The following is a 26,884-nucleotide window of genomic DNA, read 5'->3' on the forward strand; positions in this document are numbered from 1 at the left end:
ATCCATGGGCTTTCGCAACATCTCCGCCTGGTCGATCCGCAACCCGGTACCGGCGATCGTCCTGTTCGTGATGCTGACGGTCGCCGGGATCGTCAGCTTCATTCGCATGGACATCAACGACTCGCCGGACATCGACTTCCCGGCGGTGTCGATCACCATCACCCAGCCGGGCGCCGCACCGAGCGAGCTCGAGACCCAGGTGACGCAGCGGATCGAGGCCGCGGTGCGCACGCTCGAGGGCGTCGACGAGATCCAGTCGTTCGTGTCCGAGGGCAATTCCACGACGATCGTGCAGATGGCGATCGGCCAGTCGGTCGATCGCGCCGTCAACGAGGCGCGCGACGCGGTCACGCAGATCCGCGGCAACCTGCCGGAGGGGATCCTGGAGCCCCAGGTCAGCCGTGTTAAGATCAACGACAATGATCTCGGCAGCTACAGCGCGATCGCCACCGACATGACGATCGAGCAGCTCAGCTGGTACATCGACAATACCGTGACCAAGGAGCTGCTCTCGGTCCCAGGCATGGGCGGCGTGGAGCGCAACGGCGGCGTCAGCCGCGAGATCCGCGTGATCCTCGATCCCGCCCGGCTGGCGGCGCAGGGGCTCACCGCGAGCCAGATCAACAACCAGCTGCGCCAGGTGAACCTTGATGCGCCGGGCGGCCGCGCCGAGATCGCGGGGGCCGAACAGTCGGTCCGCGTGCTCGGCAATGCGCGCACCGCCTATGACCTCGGCCAGACGCAGATCAACGTCGGCGACGGCCGCACCATCCGTCTCTCGGACGTCGCCACCGTGCGCGACCTTTACGCCGAGCAGCGCTCCGCCGCGGCAGTCGACGGCAAGCCGGTGCTGAGCTTTGACTTCAAGCGCGCCAAGGGCTCGTCCGACGTCACCGTCTTCCGCGAGGGCAAGAAGAAGCTCGAGGAGCTCGAGAAGCGCAACCCGCGGGTCAAGTTCCGGCTCCGCGTCGATGGCTCGAAATACCCGCTGGAGCAATATAAGTCAGCGATCCATGCGATGCTGGAGGGCGCCATCCTCGCCGTCGTCGTCGTGTTCCTGTTCCTGCGCGACTGGCGCGCCACCGTGATCTCGGCGCTGGCGATCCCGCTCTCGGCCATTCCCACCTTCTGGTTCATGGAGTTGATGAACTTCACGCTCAATGAGATGACCATGCTCGCTTTGAGCCTGGTGGCGGGCGTGCTGGTCGACGACGCGATCGTCGAGATCGAAAACATCGTCCGCCACATGCGCATGGGCAAGACCGCCTATCAGGCGTCGATCGACGCCGCCGACGAGATCGGGCTGGCGGTGCTGGCGACGACCATGGCGATCGTCGGGGTGTTCCTGCCGGTCGGCCTCATGCCGGGCATCTCCGGGCAATTCTTCAAGAACTTTGGGCTCACCGTGGTGGTGGCGGTACTGATGAGCCTCGCCGTCGCGCGGCTGATCACGCCGATGATCGCAGCCTATTTCCTGCGCGCCGGTGGGCATGTCGAGCATGGCGGCGGGCCGGTGATGAACTTCTACCGGCGCGTGCTCGCCTGGACGCTCGACGAGGGCGGGGCGCCTGCGGCGCGCGCGAAGGGCGGCGTGCATCGCGCGCTCGGCTATTGGCGCGATCATCGCTTCTGGGTGGTGATGATGGGCGTGGGCGCTTTCCTCTTCACGCTCTTCCTGTTCACGCAGATCCCGATGTCGTTCCAGCCCGCGTCGGACCAGCCGCGCAGCACGGTGACGATTACCATGCCGCCGGGCAGCACGTTGGAGACCACCCAGGGCGTGGTCGACCAGGTCTATGAGCTGATCCGCAAGCAGCCCGAGGTGGAGAGCGTCTACACTCGCACGTTGGTGGGTTCGGGCCGCGTCACCGCGCAGCTGCGCGAGAAGCGCGACAAGACCTCGACCGAATTCGAGCGCGGTCTGGCGCCGCAGCTCGCCAAGATCGCCGACGCGCGAGTCAACTTCCAGTCGCAGTTCGGCTTCGGCGACAACAACCGCGACATCTCGGTGACGCTTGGCGGCGACGACCCCGTCGTACTGCGCCAGGCCGCCGACCGGGTCGTGCAGGACATGGCGAAGATGCCGGGGCTGATCGCGCCGCGCATCGCGGGCGATCTCAACCGGCCCGAGATCATCATCAAGCCGCGCTCCGACCTCGCCGCGAACCTGGGCGTGACCACCGCGGCTTTGTCCAACGCGATCCGCATCGCCACGATCGGCGACATCGACCAGAACAGCGCGCGCTTCTCGCTGAGCGATCGCCAGATCCCGATCCGTGTCGCGCTCGAGCAGAGCTCGCGCTCGCGGCTGGCGACGATCCAGAACCTGCCGGTGCAGACGCAGAGCGGCGGCTCGGTGCCACTCAGCCTCGTCGCCGAGATCGGCTTCGGCTCGGGCCCGACCCGCATCCAGCGGATCAACCAGCAGCGCCAGCTGACCATCGGCGCCGATCTCCAGCCCGGCGTGGCGACCAGCGTCGCTCTGCCAAAAATCAAGCAGCTGCCGGCGATGAAGTCGCTGCCGGTGGGGGTGCAGGAGCTCAACGTCGGCCAGGCCAAGTGGCAGCTCGAGATGCTGATGAACTTCGTCACCGCGGTGGTGTCGGGCGTGTTCCTCGTCTTCTCTGTGCTGGTGCTGCTGTACCGCCGGCTGCTGCCGCCGCTGGTCAACATGGGCTCGCTGCTGCTGGCGCCGCTGGGCGGGTTGCTCGCGCTGCTGATCTCGGGCGACGCTTTGTCGATGCCGGTGTTTATCGGGCTGCTGATGCTGCTCGGCATCGTCGCCAAGAACTCGATCCTGCTGATCGATTTCGCGCTGGAGGAGATGACCGCGGGTGTGGCGCCCTATGCGGCGATCATGGACGCCGGGCGCAAGCGCGCGCAGCCGATCGTGATGACCACCGTCGCGATGGTGGCGGGGATGGTGCCGACCGCGCTGTCGCTGTCGGGCGACGGCGCGTGGCGCGCGCCGATGGGAATCGTCGTGATCGGCGGGTTGACCGTCTCGACCATGCTGACGCTGCTGATCGTGCCCGCGGCCTTCTCGCTGGCGATCGGGGTGGAGCGCCGCGTCGGGCCGTGGCTGGGCCGCCGCTTGCTCACCTACCGCCCCGGCGACGAGGGCACGCTGATCGAGCATGCGCCACACCCCGCGATACCGGCACCGCCGGGCCGGATCGGCTTCCACGAGGACGGTACCAGCCCCGCGGAGTGAGGGGCGAGAGGCTGGATGCTCTTGCCTTCCCGTGCCCCCGGCAAAGGCCGGACCCAGTCGGGGGACGCTGGTGGCTCCCACATCGGCCTTCCCACCTGGGCCCCTGCCTTCGCCGGGGAACGAAGAGGCGAGAAGCGAGCGCGACGACGCCCCCGCGGCGCTGCGGCGCGAGTGGCGTGAACGCGAGCGCCGGCGCGGCGCGTGAGCGTGTCTTAGCCGGCCAAGCCCCGTACCGCTTGAACATTCGCCCCGGTCGCGAATTGTCCCGCTGATGCCAGCACTCGCCCGATCCACCGTGCCGCCGCCCGCCCTGGTGCGGATGCGGCTGGTCGCGACCGGACTGCTGGTGCTGATGGCGGGCGTGTTCCTCCTCTCGCGCGCGCTCGAGCCGAACCACGCCGCCTGGGGCTTCGTCCGCGCCTTCGCCGAGGCGGCGATGGTCGGCGGGCTGGCGGACTGGTTCGCGGTGACCGCGCTGTTCCGTCACCCGCTCGGGCTGCCGATCCCGCACACCGCGATCATCCCGCGCAACAAGGACCGGATCGGCGACCAGCTCGCCCAGTTCCTGCGCGAATATTTCCTCGTGCCCGCGGTGGTGGCGCGGCGCATGGGGCGGGTCGACGTCGCCGGGGCGGCGGGGCGCTGGCTCGCAAATCCACCGGGCGCGGGCAGTCGACTGACGCGCGGCGTGTCGCGCCTGTCGGTCGAGGTGCTCCAGTCGCTCGATCAGGAGCGGCTCGGCGGCATGGTCCGTGCGATGCTGGTGGCGCGCGTGCGCGAGGCACAGCTTGCGCCGATGCTGGGCCGTGCGCTCGCCGCGGCGCTGGCAGAGGGACGCCACCTCGCGGTGATCGATAGCCTGATCCTCTGGGCGCGCGACGCGCTGGCCAGCAACGAGCATTTGATCCGCGCGATGGTGCACGACCGTGCCGGCTCGATCCTGCGCTGGACCGGGCTCGACGAGACGCTGGCGAACAAGATCGTCGACGGGCTCGACAAGATGGTCGCGGAGATGGCGGAGAACCGCGAACACCCGCTGCGGCTCAAAGCCGAGGAGGCGCTGGCGCAACTTGCCGAGCGGCTCCAGCACGATCCGGCGACGCACGCGCGCGTCGAGACGCTCAAGCTCGAGCTGCTCGAGAACCCCGCGATGCAGGACTGGATCAACGGCCTGTGGGAACAGGCGCGCGCGGCGATGCTGCGTGCCGCGCGCGACCCCGAGGCGATCCTGCGCGGCGGCCTTGGCGACGCGCTGCGCCAGCTCGGCGCGACCCTGCGCGATGAGCCGCGGCTGGGGCGCACGATCAACCGCTTCGTGCGCCGCGCCGCGGTGGGGGCGGCGGCGGACTATGGCGACTCGATCGTGCGGCTGGTGTCGGAGACCGTGCGCGGCTGGGATTCGCGCACCATCACCGCGCGGCTGGAGCATGCGGTAGGCAAGGACCTGCAGTTCATCCGGGTGAACGGCACGCTGGTGGGTGGGCTGGTCGGGGTGCTGATCCACGCGGTCGACGTCATGTTGTGAGGGCGATCAGCGCCGTGCTGTGCCTCGGCGGAGGCCGGGGCCCAGTTGGGCGACGTGCCCGAACATCGTCTCCGCTGTTCCAGCTGGGCCCCGGCCTCCGCCGAAGCACGATAAAAAGGGTCATGATCGCGTGCGCGCCGACCCGCATCAGCGCCGAGAGATACGCGCGCGGAACGAACTGCGTGTCCGAGCGCTTGTGGCGAGATGAGCTTTGCCGCATGGGAAAACAGATGACCGCGGCAGCTGATTTCAGCGAGGAAAGAGACGGCCAGGCGCCCGTGCTGCGCTTCACCGGCGACCTTTCGCTCGCAAGGCTCGGCAACCTGCCCGATCGGCTCGGCAACGTGCAGGGAGCGGTCGCCACCGTCGACCTCTCCGACGTCGATCGCATCGACACGATCGGCGCGTGGGTGATCCATCGCTTCGCGCGCCAGCACGACGCCGAGATCAAGGGGCTGGACGAGGACGCGCGCCACCTGTTCGAGCAGGTCGAGGCTGCGGACCAGCCGGTGCAGATGCGGCCGCAGTCCGGCTCGTCGTTCCGCCGAGTACTCGGCGAAATCGGCGAGGCGACCAGCAACGCTGCGCGCACCTCGCTCGGTCTGCTCGGCTTCATGGGCGCGACGATCGCGGCGTTCGGCGGCGTGATCCGCCATCCCAGCCGCTTCCGCTTCAACGCCACCGTGCAGCGCTTTGAGGTGGTGGGCGTCTCCGCCCTCGGCATCGTCGGGGTGATGAGCTTCCTGATCGGTATCGTCATCGCGCAACAGGGCGCGGTGCAGCTGCGTCAGTTCGGCGCCGAGGCGTTCACGATCAACCTCGTCGGCCGCATTACGCTGCGCGAGCTCGGCGTGCTGATGACCGCGATCATGGTCGCCGGCCGCTCGGGCTCGGCGTTCGCGGCGCAGCTCGGCACGATGCAGCTGACCGAGGAGATCGACGCGATGCGCACGATTGGCGTCTCGCCGATGGAGGCGCTGGTGCTGCCGCGCACGCTCGCCGCGATCGTGCTGATGCCACTGCTCGGCTTCTACTCATCGGTGATCGCAATCATCGGCGGCGGGCTGCTGTGCTGGTTCGCGCTCGACATTCCGCCGGTCGCGTACGTCGCGCGGATCCGTGAGGTGGTGCCGATCACCGACCTTTTCGTCGGCCTAATCAAGGCGCCGGTGTTCGGCGCGATCATCGCGATCGCGGGCTGTTTTCAGGGCATGCAGGTGAAGGGGGATGCCGAGCAGGTCGGCCTCAAGACGACCTCGGCGGTGGTGCAGGCGATCTTCATGGTGATCGTGGTGGACGCCTTCTTCGCGGTCTTCTTCGAACAGATCGGCTGGATCTGATGGCGCGGCGTGACACCCACCGGCGCGACGAGCCGATCATCCGCGTGCAGGGGCTGCGCAACAGCTTCGGCGACGCGGTGATCCACGACAATCTCGATCTGGAGGTGCGCCGCGGCGAGATCCTCGGGGTGGTCGGCGGTTCGGGCACGGGCAAGTCGGTGCTGATGCGCTCGATCATCGGGCTGCAATCACCCGATCACGGCGAGGTCGAGGTGTTCGGCGAGCCGACGCTCGGCCGCTCGGAGCACGAGACGGTGGAGATCCGCAAGCGCTGGGGCGTGCTCTTCCAGGGCGGCGCGCTCTTCTCGACGCTGACGGTCGCCGAGAACGTGCAGGTGCCGCTGCGCGAATTCTATCCCGAGCTGAACCTCGCGCTGCTTGACGAGATCGCCTCGTACAAGGTGGTGATGACGGGCCTGCCGGCCGATGCCGGGCCGAAATATCCGGCCGAGCTGTCGGGCGGGATGAAGAAGCGCGCCGGCCTCGCGCGCGCGCTCGCGCTCGATCCCGAGCTGCTGTTCCTCGACGAGCCCACCGCCGGGCTCGATCCGATCGGCGCGGCGGCGTTCGATGAGCTCACCCGTGCGCTGCAGCGGACACTGGGGCTGACCGTCTTCCTGATCACGCACGACCTCGACACCTTGTACGCGATCTGCGACCGCGTCGCGGTGCTCGCCGACAGGAGGGTGATCGCGGTCGGCACGATCGACGAGCTGCTCGCACTCGATCACCCCTGGATCCAGGAATATTTCAACGGGCCGCGCGGGCGCGCCGCGGTCGCGTCCCAGAGCGCGGCGGCGGAGCGGGTCGACGCCGCCGCCGCCGACGCGCGCGCGCACCCGACCGACGTGAGCGAGCGAGTCACCGGGCAGCACAGCCAGGGCGGCCTCGCCGACAACAGGGCCCGCGGGGCCGCAGGGGCAGAGTGATGGAAACGCGATCGAACCACGTCCTCGTCGGCGCCGTCGTGCTGATCCTGCTGGCGATGGTCGCCATCTTCACGGTGTGGATCGCGCGCATCGGCGGCAACGAGGAGCGCGAATATGACATCTTCTTCCGTCAGGCGGTTGACGGGCTCGCCAAGGGCTCGTCGGTCACCTTCTCGGGCGTGCCATCGGGGCAGGTGAAGTCGATCTCGCTGTGGCAGCCCGACCCGCAGTTCGTCCGCGTCCGCATCAGCGTCAACGGCGACACGCCGATCCTGCGCGGCACCACCGCGACGATCCAGGGCAGCTTCACCGGCACCAGCACGGTGAGCCTCGACGGCGCGGTCAAGGGTGCCCCGCCGATCGCCTGCCCGGAGAACAACGCGGGCAACATCTGCCCGCTCGGCAAGCCGGTGATCCCGACCAAGACCGGCGGCATCGGCGCGATCCTCAACTCGGCGCCGCAGCTGCTCGAGCGCCTCTCGACGCTGACCGAGCGGCTGACCGGCATGCTGAGCGACCGCAACCAGGCCTCGATCGCGGGCATCCTCGACAACACCAACCGGCTGACCGACGCACTCGCCGATCGCGGGCCCGAGATCGCCGCCACGCTGGCGCAGACCCGTGTGGCGATCGCGCAGGCGGGCAATGCCGCGCAGCAGATCGGCGAGCTGGCGCAGACCACCAACGGCGTGCTCGCCAATGACGTGCAGCCTGCGATGGCGAACCTGAACAAGGCGATCACCTCGGCGCAGGCCAGCGCGGACACGCTCAACAGCGCGATCGGTGACGCGCGGCCGGGGCTGACCACCTTCAGCAAGCAGACGATCCCGCAGATCAACCAGCTGGTGCGCGACCTGCGCGTCACCACCGCGTCGCTGTCGGCGATCTCCGAACGAGTCGAGCAGGGCGGCGCCGGCTCCCTGATCGGGCAACAGAAGCTGCCGGACTACAAGGGGAAATGATCGTGCGATCGGTGGCCAAGACTCTCCTCGTGGCGGCGGTGCCGGTGCTGCTGGCGGGCTGCGTGCGGTTCGGCGCCGAGCCGCCGCCCTCGCTGCTGACGATCGCGGCCCAGTCGCAGCCGCAACCGGGCGCGGCGCAGAACTCCGCCACCGCGCGCTCGATCGTGGTGCAGGTGCCCGTGGTGCCGACCGCGATCGCGACGACGCGCGTGCCGGTGCAGGAGACGGACACGACGATCGCCTACGTCAAGGACGCGCAATGGGCGGAGCCGCCCGCGCGCCTCTTCGCGCGGCTGCTCGCCGATACGGTTACGGCACGTGCCAACATGGTGGTGCTGTCGCCGGCGCAGTCGTTCAGCGATCCTAGCGCCAATTTGGCAGGCGAGCTGCGCTGGTTCGGTCTCGACGCGACGCAGCGCCAGGCAGTGGTGGTGTATGATGCCGCGCTGACCCCGGCGGGCGCGACGAACGTCGAGAAGCGGCGCTTCGAGGCGCGCGTTCCGGTGGCGGCGCTCGACGCGCCTTCGGCCGGCGCCGCGCTGAGCCAAGCGGCCAACCAAGTCGCGCAGCAGGTTGCCGACTGGGTGGCGGGGCAGCGCTGATCCGAGCGCCCGCGCGCGAGGCGGCTTGCGCGCGGGCGCGCGAGCCTTTAGGCGGGCGGGCTTCCGGGTATGCGGAGCGGTGGCCGAGTGGTCGAAGGCGCTCGCCTGGAAAGTGAGTATACGCCAAAAGCGTATCGAGGGTTCGAATCCCTCCCGCTCCGCCACCCAGTCTGCGACACCTTTTTCCCTGCAGAGCACTCCCGCGAAAGCGGCGCAGTTCCGCGCCATTTCGCTGCTCTGTCCGTAGTGGGAGAGCGCTGAGAGCGGAGAACGGTGCGCCGTTTTTCCCTGCATTCTCTGCGGGCATGGCCGACAGTACGGTTCCCTGTTCTGACGCCGCTGATTTCCCATTTACCCGCGATCTGCAGGCAATCTGTCGATTCGACGTCTGAGAGCGGGGATCGCAGTTGGCCGAACGTGGCTGCAAACCGCGGTCTCGGAGCCGAATTCCCTACACGGCGGAGCAGGGAAATCTGACGCTGGAAAGCCGGCGATGTGGGATAGCGGTACCCTGTTCGATCGACTCGATGGATTTTTGTCGATCCGGCGCTTGTCAAGTCCAATCGACATACCCAGTTTCCGGCCAAGCCAATCGGCCCAGGGGCAGTCCGCGACGTAAACGTCAGCGGCATCACCGATTACATCATCGCCGTTGCCCGACACGAGGGCCACGCTGACCTGGTCGCTGGTGACAGTGGCTTGGGAGACGTGCGAGCTCGTGCTTGGCCGGCGCTCACTGGAGCCAGCGCCATGTCGCACAAAGGAAAGACGCATCGACAGCCCGACAGCAGCAACCTCTTCGCTCGTCTGGGTCCCATCACCTACCGCCGACCAGACGAACTGGTCGCGTACAAGCGCAACGCGCGCAAACACCCCGAACGCCAGCTCGTCGCGCTCGCCGCATCGATGCGCGAGTATGGCTTCAACGTGCCCGTGCTCATCGCGAGTGACGGAGAGATCATTGCGGGTCACGCCCGGGTGGAAGCCGCCAAGCGGGTGGGCTTGAGCGAGATCCCGACGATCTCGGCGGATCACCTCTCGCCGGCGCAGGTCAAGGCGTACCGGCTCGCCGACAACCGCCTGCCCGAACTGGCGACGTGGGACCTCGACGCGCTCGCCGCCGAGCTCGAGGAGATCATCGCACTCGACGAGATCGAGATCGAGAGCCTCGGCTGGTCGACTGCGGAGATGGACGTGCTGCTGACGGCGCAAGCCGAGATCGACGGTGACAATGATCCCGCCGACGCGATCCCCGAGACGCCGTTGCAACCTGTTGCAAAGTCGGGCGACCTGTGGATCCTCGGACGCCATCGGCTGCTCTGCGGCTCGGCCCTCGAAGCAGCGTCGTGGCAGCGCCTGTTGGGCGATCAGCAGGCTGGCATGATCTTCACCGATCCGCCCTTCAACGTGAAGGTGAACGGCCATGTCAGTGGCTTGGGCAAAGCCAAGCACCAGGAGTTCGCACAGGCGTCAGGCGAGATGACGCAGGCCGAGTTCACGGCCTTCCTCACCGACTATCTCGCCGCGATGCTGCCGCATGTGCGCGACGGCGGCGTGGTCGACATCTGCATGGACTGGCGACACTTGCGCGAGCTGCTCGCGTCCATCGACAACAACAAGCTGACGATGCTCAACCTGTGCTGCTGGGCCAAGTCCAACGGGGGAATGGGCTCGCTATACCGCTCAAAATATGAGTTGGTGGCCATCACCAAGGTAGGGCGTGCGCCGCACATTAACAACGTCGAACTCGGCGCCAACGGTCGTTATCGCACCAACGTGTGGGAATATGCCGGCGCCAACAGCTTCGGTGCCAGTCGCGACCGTGATCTCGCCGACCATCCCACCGTCAAGCCCATCGCGCTGGTGGCCGACGCGATCCGCGACGTGACCCATGTCGGCGACATCGTGCTCGACGCGTTCATGGGCTCGGGCACGACGCTGCTCGCGGCGGAGCGGACCGGCCGGGTTGGCTACGGCACCGAGATCGAGCCGCGCTACATCGACGTGGCGGTGCGGCGTTGGGAGGAGATGACCGGCGGCAGCGCCACCCTCGACGGCGATGGACGCAGCTGGGCGCAGGTCGCAGCCGAACGGCGCGTCGATGCGCTCGTTGACGCCAACACGCGAGAGATGGTCCGCGAGCAGATGGAGGTGAGCCATGTCGCCGCATGATCATCTGCCGCCGGCACGCCACCGCACCCGACCGGTTCCCAAGCCCGTCAGCGCGCCGCCACCGGCGCCCACGCCGAGCCCGCCGAGCCCGCCGAGCCCACCGCGGCAGGCCGACTATGACGTCGGCTACGGCAAGCCGCCGAAGGAACATCAATTCCAGAAGGGTCAGTCGGGCAATCCGAAGGGCCGCGCCAAGGGCTCCAAAAACCTCAACACGCTCGTGCGCGAGCTGCTCGACGAGCGCATCCCGATCAACACGCCGACGGGGCGGCGTCACGTAGCGCGCATCGAGGTGCTGCTGCGCAAGCTCATCGAGGTGGCGGCGAAGGGCAACACCAAAGCGATGGAGCAGCTGCTGCGGCAGTATGCCGTCGCGCAAGCGGCCGTGGCAGCGCAGGCAGCAGCGGAGGACGCGCCGGCGCAGGACGTTAGCGAGGCCGACGCGGCGAGCCTCGCGCTGCTGCGCGAGCTGATGCTGGCGGAGCTGCAACCGGGTGAAGGAGGCACGTCATGACCCTCCTTGAGCACAGTGCGCTGGCGGCGGCCCGCCGCCAGCGCCTCAGCCTCTTCCTCGTGAAAGCGTTCGAGACGCTGCACCCCGGCGAGCGGCCGCTCGACTGCGGCTGGTACATCCAGGCGATGTGCCATGCGCTCGAGCAGATGGAGCGCGGTGAGGAGCGGCGGCTGGTCATTACCGTGCCGCCGCGCCACCTGAAGTCGGTCACCGCCTCGGTGGCGTTTGTGGCATGGGCGCTGGGGCGCAACCCAGCGCTCAAGATCATGGTGGCGAGCTACAGCCAAGAGCTGTCGCGGCAGCACGCCACCCAGTGCCGCACGCTGCTTGAGGCGCGATGGTACCAGCAGCTCTTCCCCAACACCCGCATCAGCGACGGCGGCAACCGCGCGCTCGAGGTCGTCACCACGCAGGGCGGTGTGCGCAAGGGTGTGTCGGTCGGCGGCTCGGTGACCGGCTTCGGTGCCGACCTCATCATCGTCGACGACTGCATGAAGGCGGACGAGGTCCGAAGCGTGGCGGCGCGAGACGAGGTGAAGGGCTGGTTCGGCAACACGCTGCTGACGCGCCTCAACGACAAGCAGCGCGGGCGTATCCTCTCGATCCAGCAGCGGCTGCACGAGGATGATCTGCCCGCGATGCTGCTCGAGCGCGGCTACCGCCACCTCAACCTGCCCGCGATCGCCGAGCGCGAGGAGGAGGTACCGATCGGTGTCGGGCGCGTGCATCGCCGCGTGGTGGGCGACCTGCTCAACCCGGTGCGCGAGGACAAGGTGGTACTGGATGAACTTCGCCGCGAGCTGGGACCGGCAGTGTTCTCGGCGCAGTACCAGCAGAACCCGGTCGTGCCCGAAGGCAATTCGATCCGCATGGAGTGGTTCAAGACCTTCGACGAGACGCCTGCGCGGACATGGTTCACGAAGGTCGTACAGAGCTGGGACACGGGCATGAGCGCCGCGCCGACGAGCGACTTCTCGGTCTGCACCACATGGGGCTTCAGGGAGGATCGGTGGTACCTGCTCGATGTCTTTCGGCAGCGTCTCGACTTTCCAGACCTGCGCGATGCCGTGATGCGGCTGTGGCGCACCTGGAAGCCCGACCGCGTGCTCATCGAGAAGGCGGGATCCGGTATCCCGCTCGGCCATGAAATCCGCCTACGCGGCCAGTTCCGCCCGATGATGTGTAACGTGTCCGTCGACAAGGAGACGCGCTTCACCGGCTGCTTCGGTGAGATCGAGGCGGGACACATCCTGCTCCCGACTGAGGCGCCGTGGCTCGAGACCTTCCGGCAGGAGCTACGCGCCTTTCCGCTGGGGAAGCACGACGACCAGGTCGACAGCATGAGCCAGTTCATCAACCATCAGAAGATCCATTGGCGCTGGGTCGTGACGGAATATGGCGCCAGCGGCCGCCCCATTCGTCAGGAGCATCGCCATCGTCCGTGGGACGGCAGTACGACGAGCCGACTTGATCCGCCGCGTCCACGCTGAGGAGGGCAGAGGGGCCCGGTCGCATCAGCGACCGGGCCCCTCTCGCATGTGCTGCGCGACATCAGGCGGGGGGAGCATCGCTACACCGCATCACCGCCTGATACTGGAGGATGTGGGTACCGAGCTTGTTGTCGGCGCGCCGGGTGGTGAGCGAGGCGAACTCGAGACCATGCGGGCAGCGCATGCGCTCGGTCAGGCGCCGGCGTACCTCGTCCTCGCTGTCGGTCTTCATGAACCCGGTCATCGACACGCCCTGCTTGTCGCCGATCATGGTCGGGACCGGAAAGTCCCACGGTGTGGCGGCACAGCCGCTCAGGAGCGCGCCAAGCGCGAGCGCGGCGGCTCCCGCCCGCCTCATGCCGTCACCTCAGTGTCGCTGCGGCGTAGGTAGCGCACAAGCGTCGTCACGCCGATGATGAGCGCCAGGAGCACGACGCTGCCGACCAGCCCCAGGCCGATGCAGAGTGGCACGAGCAGCAGGACGATCAAGACGGTGGCGAGCTGCTTGCGCAGCTGGCCGGGCGTGTACGTCTGGACGGCGGCGACCTGGCGCCGCAGCGCAGGATACTGGCGCTGGTGCACCACGCCCTTGCGGGTCGTACCGTCGCGCAGCACGAACTCGAACACGACCTTTGGCCCCTTGCCGAGGAGCACGCCGGCCGCAGCACCGACGGGACCCAGCAGGAGGAAGCCGCCGGCCGCGCGCTTGCCCGCACCGCCCTCGGCTGTCACCTCGAGCGGGCGAACCTCGACGGGCACGAACTGGATCGCCTTCCACTCGTAGAGAGCGGTCACGTCGCGGCGGGTAACGCGCCCCTTGGTGAACTCGGCACCGACGTCGTCGATAAACAGGATGAACTGGGTCATGACACTCCCTGCTGCCGTCGACCTGTGTGTCGACGATCAGTGACCGACGTCATGCTCGACACGGGCGTCAAATCAACTGGAATGTCTCTCATCGTCTGTAGATCGTTCGTCGACATCGCGCTCTTCAGACCTTCGTGGACGTCCGCCAGCGCCTCTCCGCCAATCTGCGTCGCCTGCGGCTCGAACAGGGCTGGAGCCAGGAGGATTATGCCGACCGTGCCGGCGTTCACCGCACCTATGTGAGCGACATCGAGCGCGGCGCGCGCAACCCGACGATCACGGTCGTCGAGAAGCTCGCTGCGCCCTTCACGCTCACGGCGAGCGACCTGCTCGGCTGACCCCCGCGGCTGAAAGCTGCGGCTCGACTTCTGCGCGCACCCACGGCTCTGTCGCCACGCAGGAGGGCGCGCGTGAACGACGATCTGATCCGCAGCTATATGACGGCTGCCGGGATGCTGATGGAGGATGTTTCGGCCAAGGTCGTGCTCGATCCTCTGGCACCGGAGCGCGTCGGTGACCTGCGCCGCCTAGTAAATGAACTCACGACCATCGCGGATGTTGTAGACGCCGTCAGGCGAAGTGATGGTTAACACTCGCTCCTGATCTGATACGGCCTGGTGCAAGCTGGCCCAAGTTGTCCGTGACCGACCAGCAGTGCGCGTGCTACGACGAAGGAATGGCGATGAGTTCGGATAACGAGATGAGCGGCGAAGAACAGAATGACACCGTCGGCCTGGCCGCCGCGGTGACGATGGCGTGGCTCGCCAACCCGCACACGCGCGTGAGCGCCAGCGACGTGCCGGCTATGTTACAGTCGATGCATGAGGCAGTCCTGTCGCTGACGGCGCCGACATCTGAGCAGGCCGTGCCGGCGACGTCCGAGCACACACCCGCGGTGTCGGTGCGCAAGTCGCTCGCCAACCGGGACCGCATCATCAGCATGATCGACGGCAAGCCTTACGCCAGCTTGAAGCGCCACCTCACCGCTCACGGGCTCACGCCGGACGAATACCGCGCGCGCTTCGGCCTCAAGGCCGACTATCCGATGGTGGCGCCGGGCTACAGCGAGGGCCGCCGCGCGCTCGCCAAGCAGATCGGTCTCGGTCGCAAGGCGGTGACCGCTGTCGAGGAGGCGGGCGCCGCCGTCGAGCAGGTGGCCGAGGAGGTCGTCGCCAAGGCGGGGAAGCGCGGCAAGGCCGCGCTGGCGTCAGCGCGCAAGACGCTGGGCATCCGCTCCTAGGCTCACCGCGTGCCGGCGCCTGCGGGCGTCGGCAGCAGCCGCGCCTCCTGCGTGTGCCAACTCGCATCCACGCCGCTGGTAGCAGTGAGCGTGGCCGCGCTGACGCCGGCGCGCAGCCGCCCGGCGAGGATCGCCTGGGTGACGCTGGGCGCCAGGAAGGCGAGCCGCAGCACCCGCGTGACATAGGAAGCGGTGAGGCCTTCGCGCGTGGCCAGCCGCGTGATGTCGATCTGGCCGCCGCGCAATTCCTTCCACCAGGCGCGCGCGAGCAGCAGCTGGCGTGTTAGCGAGGCGTCGACCGTGGCAGTGCTGGCGCTGCCGTCGCGCTGCACCAGCCGCATCGCGGTGCCCGAGCGGGTGAGGCGTACCTCGGCGGTTAGCGTCAGCTGGGCCGGAGCGTCCTCGTGCTGCTCGCAGCCTAGTAGCGTGGCGACCGCGTCGTTGCGGCAGTCGACGTGCACTCGCGCATCCGCGATGCGCACTTGCGCGACCAGCGCTTCGATGCTGCTCGGACACAGGCGGCGCAATTTGGCGGCGATGTCGCCGCAGCGCTCCGCCAGGCTCGCGAAGCGGTCGGCTGGTACATCAAGCCACGCCGCAGCAGTGAGTGCGAGCGGGTCGTCGAACTGGGTCGCCAGCCGCTCGGCGACAACGCGCTCGATCTCGCGCGCGGGGACGCGCAGGCCTGTGCCGCTGGCGCCGGTGTGGAGCGCCCGGCTGACATAGTAGCGGTAGCGTGCCTTGCCCTTGGTCGCGTGCGTCGCCACCAGCGGCTCGCCTGCGTCGTCCAGGATCATGCCGGCGAGCAGGCTGGGGTTGCTGGCGCGCGGTGCGCTGCGATTGCCCTGTACGTGGTCGGAGAGCATCGCCTGCACCCGCGCGAAGGTGTCAGCGGGGATGATGGCAGGATGCGTGCCCGGGTAGCTCTTGTCGCCGTGCGCGATGCGGCCGTCATAGGTGACCCGCCGCAGCATCAGGTACAGCGCGCCGCGCGAGAACCAGCCGCCACCGAGCGGCTTACCGCCGGCGGTCGCGCGCGCGGGCACGCGGATGCCGTGCTGCTTCAGCTCGGCCTCGAGCAGCCGCACGGTGCCGAGCGCAAGGTAGCGCGCGAAGATGTGGCGCACGAGCGCGGCATGCTCCTCCACCACCGCCAGGCTGCGACCGTCCGGCCGGTAGCCGAGCGGCGGTGTGCCGCCCATCCACATGCCGCGTGCCTTGCTGGCCGCGATCTTGTCGCGGATGCGCTCGGCGGTGACCTCGCGCTCGAACTGCGCGAAGGACAGCAGCATGTTAAGCGTGAGCCGGCCCATGCTGGTGGTGGTGTTGAACGACTGCGTCACCGAGACGAAGCTGGTGTTAGCGCGGTCGAACGCCTCCACCAGCTTGGCAAAGTCGAGCAGCGAACGGGTAAGACGGTCGACCTTGTAGACAACGATGATGTCGATGCGACCCGCGGCGACGTCGGCGAGCAGACGCTGCAGCGCGGGGCGCTCGAGCGTGCCGCCCGAGAGCCCGCCGTCGTCGTAGCGCGTCTCGACCTCACACCAGCCGTGTGAGGCCTGCGAGAGGATGTAGGCCGAGCAGGCCTCATGCTGCGCGTCGAGGCTGTTGAAGCTCTGCTCCAGCCCCTCATCGCTCGACTTGCGGGTGTAGATGGCACAGCGCAGCGCGGTCATGCCGCCACCTTCTTCTTGAGCCCGAAGAACGCCGGCCCCGACCAGCGCGTGCCCGTGATCGCGCGCGCGACCTCGCTCAGCGAACGCCACTCGCGACCATCCCAGCGCACCACCTGATCCTCGCCGACGGTCACGACATGCAGGCGGCCCTGCCACTCGCGCGCCAGCCGCATGCCGGCGGACGGTCGTGCCGTCCTGGTGTGTCCGCGGCTGCGCTGGTCGAGCTCGCGTGTGGTCTCGCGCGAGAGGCCGCCTTGCGCTCGCGCCTGCAGCTCCCAGGCGAGCGCGAGCCGCAGCAGTTTGGGGCTGACCTTCGGCACCGCGCTGCCGGTCACCTCGGTCCAGCGCTGGCGCAGTTCGCTGGAGGACAGTGCCTCCAGCGCCGCGATCTGATCGTCCGCCATCGTCAGCGGCTCCGCACGATGCGGTAGCAGGTGAGCTCGTCGCGGCGGGCGCGCTCGATGGCGTGACCCTTCTTGCGTAGGCCCGTCAGCGCGGCACGGGTGGTGTGCGGCAGCCAGCCCGTCGCGGCGATGAGGTCCGGCAGCGTCGCGCCCTCGTCGCGCTCGAGCAGCGCCACCACCGTCGACACCTTCGTGCGCGGCGTGGCGGCATCGGTGTCGCTCGCAACGTCGCTGACTGCGGCGCCGTCACCATCGTTGGCGTTGATGGCGGCGAGGCCTGCTGTCGTGATGAAGACGCCGACGCGGCGGTCGTCATCCTGTCGCGCGATCTCGGCCGCGACACGCGCTTCCTGCTCGGCAACGAGGCCCTGGCGCAGCAGCGCCGCGATCGCCTTGATCGTCCGCGCCGTGCCGGCGAGCGCCTCGGGGAGGGGGAACAGGCTGCCGCTGTCGCGCTGTGCGGCATGGGCGAGCAGGAGCGTGTGGGTGTCGGTGAGCTTTGGCATGGTGGGTCCTCGTTCTCGAGGAGAGCGGCGCCAGTGCCGCTCCCACCACCCACAGCCCCGGCGATCGTGTCGGCGGGGCAGCGACCCGGCCGCACCAGCGCCTGAGTCGAGCTGTGCTGTCGCTCTGGGTGCAGGTGAAGTCCAGCGGTTCGCGTGCTTTTGTTGAACGGTGAGGTTGGTAAGTTGCCAGCTGGCTCAACCGGCAATCAGACGTTGTGATTGGAGCGCGAGCAGGCTTACATCATCGTTCCTGAGTGAGAGGCTTACATGCGTGCCCTGTCTGCCGCGGTGCTCTTGTCCTGCATCACTTGCAGCGCGCTTGGCCAGGTAGTGGCGGCTCCGCAAACGCCTGCTGACGGGCGCTTCGATGTCGGGGGCCGCTCGATCCGTCTCTCCTGCGCGGGTACGGGAGCACCGACGGTGGTGATCGACGCTGGGATGGGGACGGCGCCGGTCGAAGACCCAGGTTGGCAGGCGATCGCTGCGCAAGTGGGATCAGTGACTCGCGTCTGCTTGTATGACCGGGCGGGTCTCGGGACCAGCGATCCGGCTCCGGCTGGTCCACGCTCCAGCTCAGACGCCGCTCACGATCTGCATGCCGCATTGTCAGCAGCAGAGGTGAAGGGCCCGTACCTTCTTGTCGGCCACTCGATCGGCGGGCTCCATGCCCAGGTATTCGCTGCGCAGTACCCTGCTGAAACGGCCGGTCTCGTGCTGGTGTCCTCGACGCATCCCGATCAGGTCGCGACATGGCTCGCGCTCTTGCCTCCTCCGGCGCCGGGCGAGGAAAAGGCGGTTACGGAGGCTCGCTCGTTCCTCACCGGCATGCAAACGGATCCGAGCAAGAACGAGGAGCGCTTGGACATGCGAGCGAGCGCCCGCGAGGCGCACCAGCTGACTTCGCTAGGTAAGAAGCCGGTGATCGTGCTGACGCATAGCCCACGCTTTCGCATGGTGCCTGGATTGTCGGAGCCGATCGCTGTTCGGTTGGAAGACGCGACCCAGCGCATGCAGAAGCAATTCCTCTCGCTGTCGACCAACGCGCGCCAGAACGTTGCTGCGCGAGCGGGGCACGGGCTGCCGCATGAAGCACCGGCCTTTGTCGTCGATGGTATCCTAGAGGGCGTCGCTGCTGTTCGCGGACATCAGTTCCGTGAATGAAAGTGGCGGTTTCGGGGTGGATAGCTGCCCGTCCGCAATCGAGCAGCCGGATGAGAAAACCAGATGTTCGTTCAGCGGGTATGGAAGGGGCTTGAGCACGTTCCGGCGTCGAATGCGGAACGATGGCGCTTCCGCGCGGCAGATTAGCAAGAATTGGAGAGATAAGTGGCACGCTTTGAAGTGAAGGTTTCGCTAGTTCGCGACGATAATCCCACTTCTGAAAGCTTGCGTAGGGTGTGCTGTCAATTCAGCACATGGTACGCGCGAATAGGGCGGACGTACAAAGCGTCGAATACGGCCTGATTATCGCCTTTCTGCAGGGGCTTAGGCGCGCGGGACAGCGCGCCTCAATGCCGCTCCACAGCGCTCTCCAACGCGGCCTGTTCCCTCTTTGGCCCGCTTTGGGGATCAAATAGCCATCACAAGGATCCGAAGTACTTGCGATCGCCTGGAGCACCTTAAAGCGCAGTCGCTCCGCTGCTATTCCATACGCCATGGCGGTACCCGAACGCCTTCAAAGCCTTCGATGAAAGGTTTGGCCCACGTGCGCTGCTGTGGGAGCTGCAGCTAGAAGCCACTTTGAGGGCTTGAGCGGCACGCGCGAGCGACGCTCACTGAAGCCGGCTTTGTCGCGACAAGCGAGCGCAAATGGCGTGCGACGACGTTTGTAAAACCGGAATTTAGAGGGCGCCAAGCTCGCCCGGCGCCTTCACGGGCTTTGAACCGCTTCTGGCGACGGCGGCTTCCGCTTCGCGTTCAAGATTCGACGCGGAAGGCCGTCTCGAGCGACTGGGTGCGAGGCGGTATGCCGCTCGCCGGCTGGCCGTCAGGATATCATCAGCATAGCAGATCGGCCGTCCGATCTCTGCAGGATCAAAGATCGCTGGCGATCCCGCTTCGGCCCCGTGTTCTTTGGATCAGCGATCGTGTCAGAGGAAGGCCTGCGTGGCTCAGACATCACTATCCGGCGGGCACATGTTGGACGCTGCGACGAGCTCGGCGCTTGCCTCCAGGTTGGATGCAACGGCGAACGACGTGAACCCGAACTTTGCGTAAGAGGTCGAGCGACGATCTCCGTCAGCGAGCGCGAACCCGGCCGCCTTGGATGGACGTTGTTGGCGTCAGATGGGCGTCACTGCGAACTCATTGGTGAAGGATTTCTGACCCATGGGACTGCTGGATCGGATCACCTCATTGTTCGACGATTGGCATGCCTCGCCGAGCCTCTCGGCGCCCAGTGAACCTGCTATCAACCCCGCTAACGGCCTGCCGATGACCGGCGGGATCGGCGGCGTTGATGTGCTCGGCAATCCCTTCGGTACCGACCTGTCTGCGCACCGTCACGACGACTGGCATTCTGCAAGCTACAGTGCGTCTCCAGGCTTTCACGACAGCCCGTCGCATTGGCACGATAGCGGCTCATGGAACAGCATTGGAGGCGGTCATGATTCCTGGCGCGACTGACCGCGTGACAGCGGCCGACCGGGCACTCGCAGCTTAGGAGGTGGGGCCACTCAGCAGCATGCCGGGGATCATCCATCTCCCAATTTCCGGCTTGATGCTGATAGCTTCGCTGACGGTGACCTTTTCGACGATAGGACGTCGGCGCTCGTACTGCTTGTAGCGCTCGTGGGATGGTTGTTGCTTGCGGCGGCCGATCTCGCACGAGGTTTGTGGATAAGCCGACATCCTTACGCTTCGGCACGGTGGCTGGCTGGTGTGCGGAGAGCAGTCGGAGACGAAACCTTTGGCGAGGCGCTTGAACGCCTGAGGACGTGCTATCGTCTCGACGACGCCTATGTCGTGCGCTGAGCCGATATGGCTCTCGAGATCAGGATCGTCCGCGCGAATCAACGCGACAGTCAGCGACGCGCCGAAGGCAACATGCTCGCAACCATCGCGGGACCTTGAACGAGCTTGCATAAACGACGCCGGATGACCGGAGGAAGACCACCGATGCCGGGTGCGACAGGCAGTCGGTTCGCGCAGTCGCTGAGCCGGTGGTCGGCGCCCCCTTGTCTGGGCAGGCAACGGTAGTGGACGCAGCGTACGATGGATGAGCTTCTGCTCAGATCGCTTTAGTCCGGCGACAACGTGAAATAGACTGCGTAGCTCCAAAAATCGGAGGGCTAAATCGCGGCCCTTCATCGCCGTCCGGCTTACGATGCGGCCGCCGCAGGCAAGACACAGGGGCGTGGGCTATGGCGCCGGCTCCGCGCGGTGCGACCCTGCGAGGGTGACAACGCGAGGGACGCGCGTCCGGCATGCCGACGAGCTTGCGTCGGGTGGTTAGCTGCCGTCCACTTTCGGGCGCCGGCCGGCGAAAGCCGCCGTTCGTTCAGCGGGCAGGGGAGAGGGCTTGAGCGTCTGCCGGGGTGGGAGCACGAACCCGCTGCGCGGGAGGGCCGTGTGGGGCGGAGTTGAGGTGACATTGCGGGTGTAGCGCGTCGGTTGAGCGCTGCTCGCCACAGGCAGAGCATCGGGGCTCCACGAGAAGGAGCCTCACCATGACGACCCTCAGCCCCGTTGCCGCCAGCCCGTTGCGCCAGCGCCTCATCGACGAGATGCAGATGCGCCGGTTCGGCCGCGAGACGCAGCGCAATTACATCCGCGACGTCGGCCGGTTCGCCACGTTCCTGGGTCGGCCGCCCGACACGGCGACCGCCGAGGAGGTGCGCCGTTTTCAAGTCGAGCAGCGCGACCTGGGCGTGCCGGTGCCGACCATGAACAGCATGGTGTCGGCGCTGCGGTTCTTCTTCACCCAGGCGCTTGACCGGCCGGACCTAGCACGTCGGCTGGTGCGCACGGGGCATGCCCGCAAGCTGCCCGTGGTGCTGAGCCAGGACGAGGTGGCGCGGCTGCTAGCGGCCACCACCTGCCTCAAGCATCAGGCGGCGCTATCGGTCGCCTACGGCTCGAGTCTGCGCGCGTCGGAGGTGACGGCGCTCAAGGTGCGCGATATCGACAGTGAGCGGATGCTGCTCCGGGTCGAGCGGGGCAAGGGCGGGCAGTATCGCAACGCCATGCTCCCGGTCGGCCTGCTCTCGCTGCTCCGGGCATGGTGGAAGGCGGGACGGCAGCTGGGCGTGATGCACCCCGACGGCCGGCTGTTCCCCGGCCAGCACTATCTCAAGCCGCTGAGCACGCGTCCGCTCCACCGCATCGTCGTCGGGGCCGGCTAGGCGGCGGGCATCGACAAGCACATCGGGCCGCACACCCTGCGGCACTGTTTCGCGACCCACCTCCTCGAGGACGGCGTAGACGTCCGCGTCATCCAGGCGCTGCTCGGTCATGCCCGGCTCGACACGACCGCCTTCTACACCAAGGTCGCGACCCGCACGATGCGCACCGTGCACTTTCGCGACGACTACGGACCCTCAAATTCGGCCGGCCCGCTTCGATGGATGGCGACATCCGCGGTGTCGCGCGCGGCCCTCAAACCAGGCCAAACCCGAAATCCCCATAGCGCGCCGCCTGCGGCCCGCGGGTTCGGGCCTCCCGGACTTCCGTACGCCTGCCGGCGCCCGAAATCTTCAGGGGTGCGGTCGGTTCGCTTTCGAGCGCCCAGAGGGCGAAAGCGGACGTTCGTTCATGAAGTTCGCAATAGAAGCTACGCGCTCTAATTGCTGTCGCTCATACACAATAACGATAACTTCAAGAGCGAACTTTCCCACGGAACGCTAGGTCACGCTTTCGGTTGAGGTGCCAAGGAGAATGGGAGACGAGTAACACCGCTTTGCAGAATGTGCGCAAAAGATGGCGCATGCCGTGCCTGATGACCTTCTCTGCGGTGGCCGATCGACAAGCGATTTGAACGAAGCCGCGAGAATCAGATGCAAAAATGCATGTTCCTTTTTTGTTTCGTGTGGCGTGCGTGATATGCGGATTTTCGCCTGCCGACCGCCGTAAGCCGCCTTGCGGCGTGCCGCGCTTGAGGGGCTTGGGCGTGGAGGAACTACCCGGTGGACGCACCAGACGTGAAACCCGACATTGCAGTGTTGACCAGCGTGGTGCTGCCTGAAGGCTTTGCCGATGCCGATATTGACAAGCTCGCAGCGCCAGGCTTGCGCGTCGTCACGCGTCGTGTGCCGAGTGGGCCCTTTGCCGGGCTTGAACTGTATCTGCCGACCGCGGTGATGGTGTGCATCGGCACCGCTTATTTCACCGATTTCTTCCAGAAGGCCGGTGAGGATCATTACGATCTATTGAAACAGACCGCGAAATCGATGTACGCGCGCTTGGCGAGCGTCCGGGTGGCTGCGATCGGCTCGTCAGGCAAAATCTCCGCAGCGCGTAAATATTCGCTGGCCTATTCGATCGTCGGCGAGCTCGTCTCAGGCCTGAGCTTCAAGCTGATCCTCTCGACCGAGATCGCGCAGGATGACGCAGCCTCGGGCGTCGAGGCGTTTCTCGACTTACTCCGTGACATACATGCCGGGACGATCGACGAAGCACGGCTGCAGCCCTTGCTCGAGCACAAGCCCATCGACGGTGTGGTGCTGGTTACCTTCGACAGCGCAAGCGGCGAGATCGTCGCGGTCGATTCGCATGGCTGAGCAAGATCGCCGAGCGGTGCCGGGCTGTTATAAGGAGGGGCGATGACCGAGATCCCCGACTCCGCCGCCACCTTTCGCATCCTGAGCCTCGATGGCGGCGGCGCCAAGGGCTTCTACACGCTCGGCGTGCTGCGCGAGATAGAAGCGATGGCGGGCAAGCGGCTGTGCGACGTCTTCCCCTTGATCTTCGGCACCAGCACCGGATCGATCATCGCCACCTTGCTGGCGCTCGGTTATTCAGTCGACACCATCCACAGCCTCTACCGCGACAATGTCCCGACCATCATGAAGGCTCGGACCAAGGGCGGCAAGACCAAGGCGCTGCGCGACCTTGCCGGCTCGGTGTTCGGCGACCAGAAGTTTGACGCCTTGAAGACCGGCATCGGCATCGTTGCGACCAATTGGGAAACCGAGCGACCAATGATCTTCAAGGCCGATCCGGCCCAGGCGCACGGCCGCCAAGCCAGCTTCGAGCCGGGCTTTGGCTGCACGCTCGCCGATGCCGTCGAAGCGTCCTGCTCGGCCTATCCCTTTTTCGAGAAGAAGCGGCTGACCAATCCCAAGGGCGACAAATTGCTGCTGATCGACGGCGGCTACTGCGCCAACAATCCCACCCTCTACGCGATCGCCGACGGTCTCAAGGTAAAGGGTCAGGCGCGCTCGGCGCTGCGCGTCGTCAGCGTCGGGGTCGGACAATATCCGCAGCCTAGCCGAAGCGCGCTGGGCTGGGCGCTGGGACAATTGGTCAGCGTCCAGCTCCTCCAGAAGACGCTTGAGGTCAACACCGCTTCAATGGAGCAGCTGCGCCAGATCCTGTTCGGCGACGTTGCGACGGTTCGCATCAGCGACACGTTCGAGCGCCCCGACCTCGCCACCGACATGTTCGAGCATGACCTCGATAAGCTTAGCCTGCTGCGCCGCTCGGGCGCGGAATCCTTTGCGAAGCGCGAGGCCGAGCTGCGCTCGCTTCTGGAGTTAAATTGATGGCGATCCCCGAGGCGCAACTCGAGACCTGGTCGCACCAGGGTTCCACGGTCCAGTCGGCCGACACCTATCGCCGGATCCGCGAGGCCCTGCTCGACTCGCGCGCGCCCTTCGCTGCACACGGCTTCGATATTTTCCTGCAAGGCTCCTATGGCAACGATACCAATATCTATGCCGATAGCGACGTCGATGTGGTTATTTGCCTGACCTCGACCTTTTACGAGGACACCGACGCGCTGAGCGCCGAGGATCGCGCTAGGCGCACCGCCGACTGGTACGCGGCCGGCTATGAGCTTGCCGATTTTAAGGGCGAGGTCGCCGCCTGGCTCGCTACGCAATTCGGTGGCGGCGTCGATGCCAGCGGCAAGGCGATCTATGTACCGGCCGGCGGCGGGCGCCGCGATGCCGATGTCCTTGCCTGCGCAGAATTTCGCGAGTTCTTTTCGTACGCGCGCCCGCATAGCGACGATTACCGCAAGGGCATCTGCTTCTGGTCGGGCGCCACGCGAATTGAGAATTACCCGCGCCAGCATGCCGATAATTGTGTGGCGAAGAACCTCAGCAGCAATCGCCGGTTCAAGCCAAGCGTCCGCGTCTTCAAGAATTTGCGCAACGCGATGGTGCAGCGTGGCTATGTGGCCGAGGGGTTGGCACCCTCCTATTTTCTCGAAGGCATGCTCTCCAACGTGCCAGACCGCTGCTTCGGCGCCAGCTATCAGGATATGGTCGCATGCGCGGTGGGCTGGCTTCGCAACGCAGATCCTAGCCTGCTGACCTGTGCCAACGGCATCCACTGGCTGTTGCGTGAGGGACACTCCGTGTGCTGGCGCGAGGCCGCGTTTGAGACATTTCTCACCGCGCTGGCGCGCTTCTGGGAAGAGTATTGAGCAATGCCACAGTCGCGGACGTCATGAGGCAGCATGTGATCGAGCAGTTCATGTGGGGCTATCAGCGCCATTTTCGAGTTTCGCTGCGCTTACGCGCCGAGCAAGTGCTCAAACGTATCGGCTTGGATGTCGAGCCGGTCGCACTCCTAATCGGGGTGCGCCGCGACGGTGTCGAGGACCAGCATCCGCTCTGTATCGAGCCCGATGACGAGCGCTGGTCGCCGGTAATGTTCCCCGATATCCATGCCAAGATCGAGCAGGCTTGGCGGGCCCACCCCGACCAGCATCTAGTGTATGGGGACGAACAGAGCATGAACGACAAGCCGGAGCATATCCGGCGCGCGTGCATCAGCAGCGAGGTCAAGGCTGCACTCGATATAGCGGAAGCCGGGCGCGGCCTGCGCATATTCTGCAGTACCCCGACACTTGTCGAAGGCCATTATGTCGTCTGTGTGTTGCAGCTTCCCGAAGCGCCGTTCGAACCCTTTCCTCCATTTCCCTACACCTGGATGGGCGAGCAGCAGGAAGCCAGCTTCTTGCTGCGCTGCATCCGCGCCGTCCTTGCCGATGCGGAGCGCGCACTAACCGGCCCCGATCCGGGGAGAAGCGCAAGCGGAAGCGGCGAGATGCGGCCTGCCGACGAGTTGATTCGCGAAGCGGCGGAATCCTTCCTGCGCGTGCCGGTGATCCCGGGCGAATTCGCGCATTCCGACATGTTCCGCGCGTTCAACCAGCTGTCTCAACTAATGTATGAAGGGACGAAGGGGCTGGGCAGGTTGGTACTGGCCAAACCCAATGATCCGGCGATCGACTATGTCCTGCGCCTGCAAAAGGCGGTGCCGTTCAGCCAGACCCGCTGGGTTCGCAAATTGCTGCAAATGGCGACACGCGAGACCGTGCTGGTGGCGAATTATCAGTCCATCTGGGGTCTCGCCCGCGTGCCGAACTTCGCCACCCAGCCTTTCTGCGTCGATTTTCTCGACCAGCATGAATGGGAATTCCGCCGCGGCGAGCAGCTACTGCTGCGGACGCGCTTCGGCGAGCCCAGGCTGCCGCAGGAAGTTATCGCCACCGAGCGGTTCGCCGAGAATCTGCAGCGCCTTTTTCCCGGCATTACCGATGCGGCCATTGCGAGTCATCGGGCGGTGCTCGATCAAATGGGCGAGCAGGACCATGGCAGCATGGTGATTATCGCCGACGACGCGGCAAGCGAAGCGGCGCGGCTCGACTTGCAAGGGACGCATATCGAGCCGGTGGCGCTCACGCCCGAGCTGATGGCGCGGGCGTCGCGCATCGATGGCACGATCCTCGTTGACCCCGCTGGCATCTGCCATGCGATCGGCGTCATCCTCGACGGCCAAGCCAATGCCGAGTGTACTCCGTCGCGCGGTGCGCGCTACAATTCCGCGGTGCGCTATGTCGGCAATGGCAGCGTCGCGCGGATGGCGCTGGTCGTGTCCGAGGATCGCACGCTCGACATCATCCCGCTGTTGCGTCCGCGGGTGCGGCGTCAGCCGATCGTCGACGCGGTCGAGGCGCTGACGCGGGCAACGGTCGACAATTTCCATGCGCCGCGCAACACGCTCGACAAATATCGCTTCTATCTCAGTCTCGTGCAATGCAACGCCGCCAATGCGGCGCTCGATCGGATTGATGCGCCGCCTTTGCAAGTCGGGGAAATTCGCTATACTGGCCCCCGCTTCTCGCCCGATCCGCATATGGACGACAGCTATTTGATCGACTGATTCTGCTTCTTATTCTCCCGTGTTGCGCACATGGTATGGGCCGATGTAACAACGGCAACGGCAACGGCAACGGCAACGGCAACGGCAACGGCAACGGCAACGGCAAC

At 66.5% G+C, this 26,884-nt stretch carries 24 protein-coding genes, 1 tRNA gene and 1 pseudogene; 20 read left to right on the forward strand and 6 right to left on the reverse strand.

What is annotated here, in order from left to right:
• The first annotated feature begins 4 nt into the window (after nucleotides 1-4).
• From QBJ89_RS18070 to terL, 10 genes are all read left to right on the forward strand, one after another.
• Nucleotides 5-3,214 carry an efflux RND transporter permease subunit gene (locus QBJ89_RS18070; protein WP_277981863.1) on the forward strand — a complete coding sequence of 1,070 codons (3,210 nt, stop codon included), beginning with the start codon at nucleotides 5-7 and terminating at the stop codon, nucleotides 3,212-3,214.
• Nucleotides 3,215-3,533: 319 nt separating this feature from the next.
• Nucleotides 3,534-4,739: a DUF445 domain-containing protein gene (locus QBJ89_RS18075; protein WP_431522554.1), complete on the forward strand. Its 1,206-nt coding sequence runs from the start codon at nucleotides 3,534-3,536 to the stop codon at nucleotides 4,737-4,739.
• A gap of 230 nt (nucleotides 4,740-4,969) precedes the next feature.
• Nucleotides 4,970-6,079, forward strand: coding sequence for an ABC transporter permease (locus QBJ89_RS18080; RefSeq protein WP_277981865.1), 1,110 nt, complete (start codon nucleotides 4,970-4,972; stop codon nucleotides 6,077-6,079).
• On the forward strand, nucleotides 6,079-7,008 hold the full coding sequence (locus tag QBJ89_RS18085; protein WP_277981866.1) for an ABC transporter ATP-binding protein: 930 nt from the start codon (nucleotides 6,079-6,081) through the stop codon (nucleotides 7,006-7,008). Before QBJ89_RS18080 ends, QBJ89_RS18085 begins: the two co-directional genes overlap by 1 nt.
• Nucleotides 7,008-7,970 carry an MlaD family protein gene (locus QBJ89_RS18090; protein ID WP_277981867.1) on the forward strand — a complete coding sequence of 321 codons (963 nt, stop codon included), beginning with the start codon at nucleotides 7,008-7,010 and terminating at the stop codon, nucleotides 7,968-7,970. Before QBJ89_RS18085 ends, QBJ89_RS18090 begins: the two co-directional genes overlap by 1 nt.
• Nucleotides 7,967-8,572 carry an ABC-type transport auxiliary lipoprotein family protein gene (locus QBJ89_RS18095; RefSeq protein WP_277981868.1) on the forward strand — a complete coding sequence of 202 codons (606 nt, stop codon included), beginning with the start codon at nucleotides 7,967-7,969 and terminating at the stop codon, nucleotides 8,570-8,572. Before QBJ89_RS18090 ends, QBJ89_RS18095 begins: the two co-directional genes overlap by 4 nt.
• Nucleotides 8,573-8,645: 73 nt before the next feature.
• Nucleotides 8,646-8,736, forward strand: a tRNA-Ser gene (locus QBJ89_RS18100).
• 586 nt (nucleotides 8,737-9,322) lie between these two features.
• Nucleotides 9,323-10,744: a site-specific DNA-methyltransferase gene (locus QBJ89_RS18105; protein WP_277981869.1), complete on the forward strand. Its 1,422-nt coding sequence runs from the start codon at nucleotides 9,323-9,325 to the stop codon at nucleotides 10,742-10,744.
• Nucleotides 10,731-11,258 carry a DUF5681 domain-containing protein gene (locus QBJ89_RS18110; protein WP_277981870.1) on the forward strand — a complete coding sequence of 176 codons (528 nt, stop codon included), beginning with the start codon at nucleotides 10,731-10,733 and terminating at the stop codon, nucleotides 11,256-11,258. Before QBJ89_RS18105 ends, QBJ89_RS18110 begins: the two co-directional genes overlap by 14 nt.
• Entirely contained in the window at nucleotides 11,255-12,748 is a 1,494-nt protein-coding gene (gene terL / locus QBJ89_RS18115) for a phage terminase large subunit (RefSeq protein ID WP_277981871.1), read from the forward strand. The genes QBJ89_RS18110 and terL overlap by 4 nt, the downstream gene beginning before the upstream one ends.
• 61 nt (nucleotides 12,749-12,809) lie before the next feature.
• Here the strand turns inward: terL and QBJ89_RS18120 are convergent, their stop codons facing one another.
• Nucleotides 12,810-13,106, reverse strand: a complete 297-nt coding sequence (locus tag QBJ89_RS18120) for a hypothetical protein (RefSeq protein WP_277981872.1) — start codon at nucleotides 13,104-13,106, stop codon at nucleotides 12,810-12,812.
• Nucleotides 13,103-13,615 carry a hypothetical protein gene (locus tag QBJ89_RS18125; RefSeq protein WP_277981873.1) on the reverse strand — a complete coding sequence of 171 codons (513 nt, stop codon included), beginning with the start codon at nucleotides 13,613-13,615 and terminating at the stop codon, nucleotides 13,103-13,105. Before QBJ89_RS18125 ends, QBJ89_RS18120 begins: the two co-directional genes overlap by 4 nt.
• Nucleotides 13,616-13,749: 134 nt before the next feature.
• Here QBJ89_RS18125 and QBJ89_RS18130 point away from each other — a divergent pair, with 134 nt between their 5' ends.
• From QBJ89_RS18130 to QBJ89_RS18140, 3 genes are all read left to right on the forward strand, one after another.
• Complete coding sequence (locus QBJ89_RS18130) at nucleotides 13,750-13,953, forward strand: helix-turn-helix domain-containing protein (protein WP_277981874.1); 204 nt, start codon at nucleotides 13,750-13,752, stop codon at nucleotides 13,951-13,953.
• Between the two features lie 72 nt (nucleotides 13,954-14,025).
• Complete coding sequence (locus tag QBJ89_RS18135) at nucleotides 14,026-14,205, forward strand: hypothetical protein (RefSeq protein WP_277981875.1); 180 nt, start codon at nucleotides 14,026-14,028, stop codon at nucleotides 14,203-14,205.
• Between the two features lie 110 nt (nucleotides 14,206-14,315).
• Nucleotides 14,316-14,855, forward strand: coding sequence for a MucR family transcriptional regulator (locus QBJ89_RS18140; RefSeq protein WP_277981887.1), 540 nt, complete (start codon nucleotides 14,316-14,318; stop codon nucleotides 14,853-14,855).
• Nucleotides 14,856-14,857: 2 nt separating this feature from the next.
• On the opposite strand, the gene QBJ89_RS18145 is transcribed toward QBJ89_RS18140, so the two are convergent.
• Genes QBJ89_RS18145 through QBJ89_RS18155 form a run of 3 tightly spaced genes read right to left on the reverse strand, consistent with a single transcriptional unit; the run spans nucleotide 14,858 to nucleotide 17,444 of the window.
• Nucleotides 14,858-16,534 (reverse strand): recombinase family protein, encoded by a 1,677-nt coding sequence (locus tag QBJ89_RS18145; protein ID WP_277981876.1) that lies wholly within the window; start codon nucleotides 16,532-16,534, stop codon nucleotides 14,858-14,860.
• Nucleotides 16,531-16,938, reverse strand: coding sequence for a DUF2924 domain-containing protein (locus tag QBJ89_RS18150; RefSeq protein ID WP_277981877.1), 408 nt, complete (start codon nucleotides 16,936-16,938; stop codon nucleotides 16,531-16,533). The genes QBJ89_RS18145 and QBJ89_RS18150 overlap by 4 nt, the downstream gene beginning before the upstream one ends.
• Before the next feature lie 2 nt (nucleotides 16,939-16,940).
• Entirely contained in the window at nucleotides 16,941-17,444 is a 504-nt protein-coding gene (locus QBJ89_RS18155) for a DUF3489 domain-containing protein (protein ID WP_277981878.1), read from the reverse strand.
• A 267-nt stretch (nucleotides 17,445-17,711) separates the two neighbouring features.
• Between QBJ89_RS18155 and QBJ89_RS18160 the strand changes: the two genes are divergently transcribed.
• Nucleotides 17,712-18,605, forward strand: a complete 894-nt coding sequence (locus QBJ89_RS18160; RefSeq protein WP_277981879.1) for an alpha/beta fold hydrolase — start codon at nucleotides 17,712-17,714, stop codon at nucleotides 18,603-18,605.
• A 1,167-nt stretch (nucleotides 18,606-19,772) separates the two neighbouring features.
• Nucleotides 19,773-20,069 (forward strand): hypothetical protein, encoded by a 297-nt coding sequence (locus QBJ89_RS18165; RefSeq protein ID WP_277981880.1) that lies wholly within the window; start codon nucleotides 19,773-19,775, stop codon nucleotides 20,067-20,069.
• A 33-nt stretch (nucleotides 20,070-20,102) separates the two neighbouring features.
• Here QBJ89_RS18165 and QBJ89_RS18170 read toward each other — a convergent pair whose 3' ends face one another.
• The gene (locus QBJ89_RS18170; RefSeq protein WP_277981881.1) at nucleotides 20,103-20,528 is read right to left on the reverse strand and encodes a hypothetical protein; all 426 of its coding nucleotides are present in this window, start codon (nucleotides 20,526-20,528) and stop codon (nucleotides 20,103-20,105) included.
• A gap of 584 nt (nucleotides 20,529-21,112) precedes the next feature.
• On the opposite strand from QBJ89_RS18170, the pseudogene QBJ89_RS18175 reads away from it, so the two are divergent.
• From QBJ89_RS18175 to QBJ89_RS18195, 5 genes and pseudogenes are all read left to right on the forward strand, one after another.
• Nucleotides 21,113-21,958: pseudogene (locus tag QBJ89_RS18175) on the forward strand (tyrosine-type recombinase/integrase); the annotation flags it as partial.
• A gap of 609 nt (nucleotides 21,959-22,567) precedes the next feature.
• Nucleotides 22,568-23,161 (forward strand): hypothetical protein, encoded by a 594-nt coding sequence (locus QBJ89_RS18180; RefSeq protein WP_277981882.1) that lies wholly within the window; start codon nucleotides 22,568-22,570, stop codon nucleotides 23,159-23,161.
• A 42-nt stretch (nucleotides 23,162-23,203) separates the two neighbouring features.
• A complete protein-coding gene (locus QBJ89_RS18185; protein WP_277981883.1) occupies nucleotides 23,204-24,145 on the forward strand; it encodes a patatin-like phospholipase family protein in 942 nt (313 codons plus the stop codon).
• On the forward strand, nucleotides 24,145-25,032 hold the full coding sequence (locus QBJ89_RS18190; RefSeq protein WP_277981884.1) for a nucleotidyltransferase domain-containing protein: 888 nt from the start codon (nucleotides 24,145-24,147) through the stop codon (nucleotides 25,030-25,032). The genes QBJ89_RS18185 and QBJ89_RS18190 overlap by 1 nt, the downstream gene beginning before the upstream one ends.
• Nucleotides 25,033-25,067: 35 nt before the next feature.
• Complete coding sequence (locus QBJ89_RS18195; protein ID WP_277981885.1) at nucleotides 25,068-26,777, forward strand: hypothetical protein; 1,710 nt, start codon at nucleotides 25,068-25,070, stop codon at nucleotides 26,775-26,777.
• The last annotated feature ends 107 nt before the right edge of the window (nucleotides 26,778-26,884 follow it).

This window comes from Sphingomonas phyllosphaerae, from assembly GCF_029623345.1.
Classification (GTDB): domain Bacteria; phylum Pseudomonadota; class Alphaproteobacteria; order Sphingomonadales; family Sphingomonadaceae; genus Sphingomonas; species Sphingomonas phyllosphaerae_C.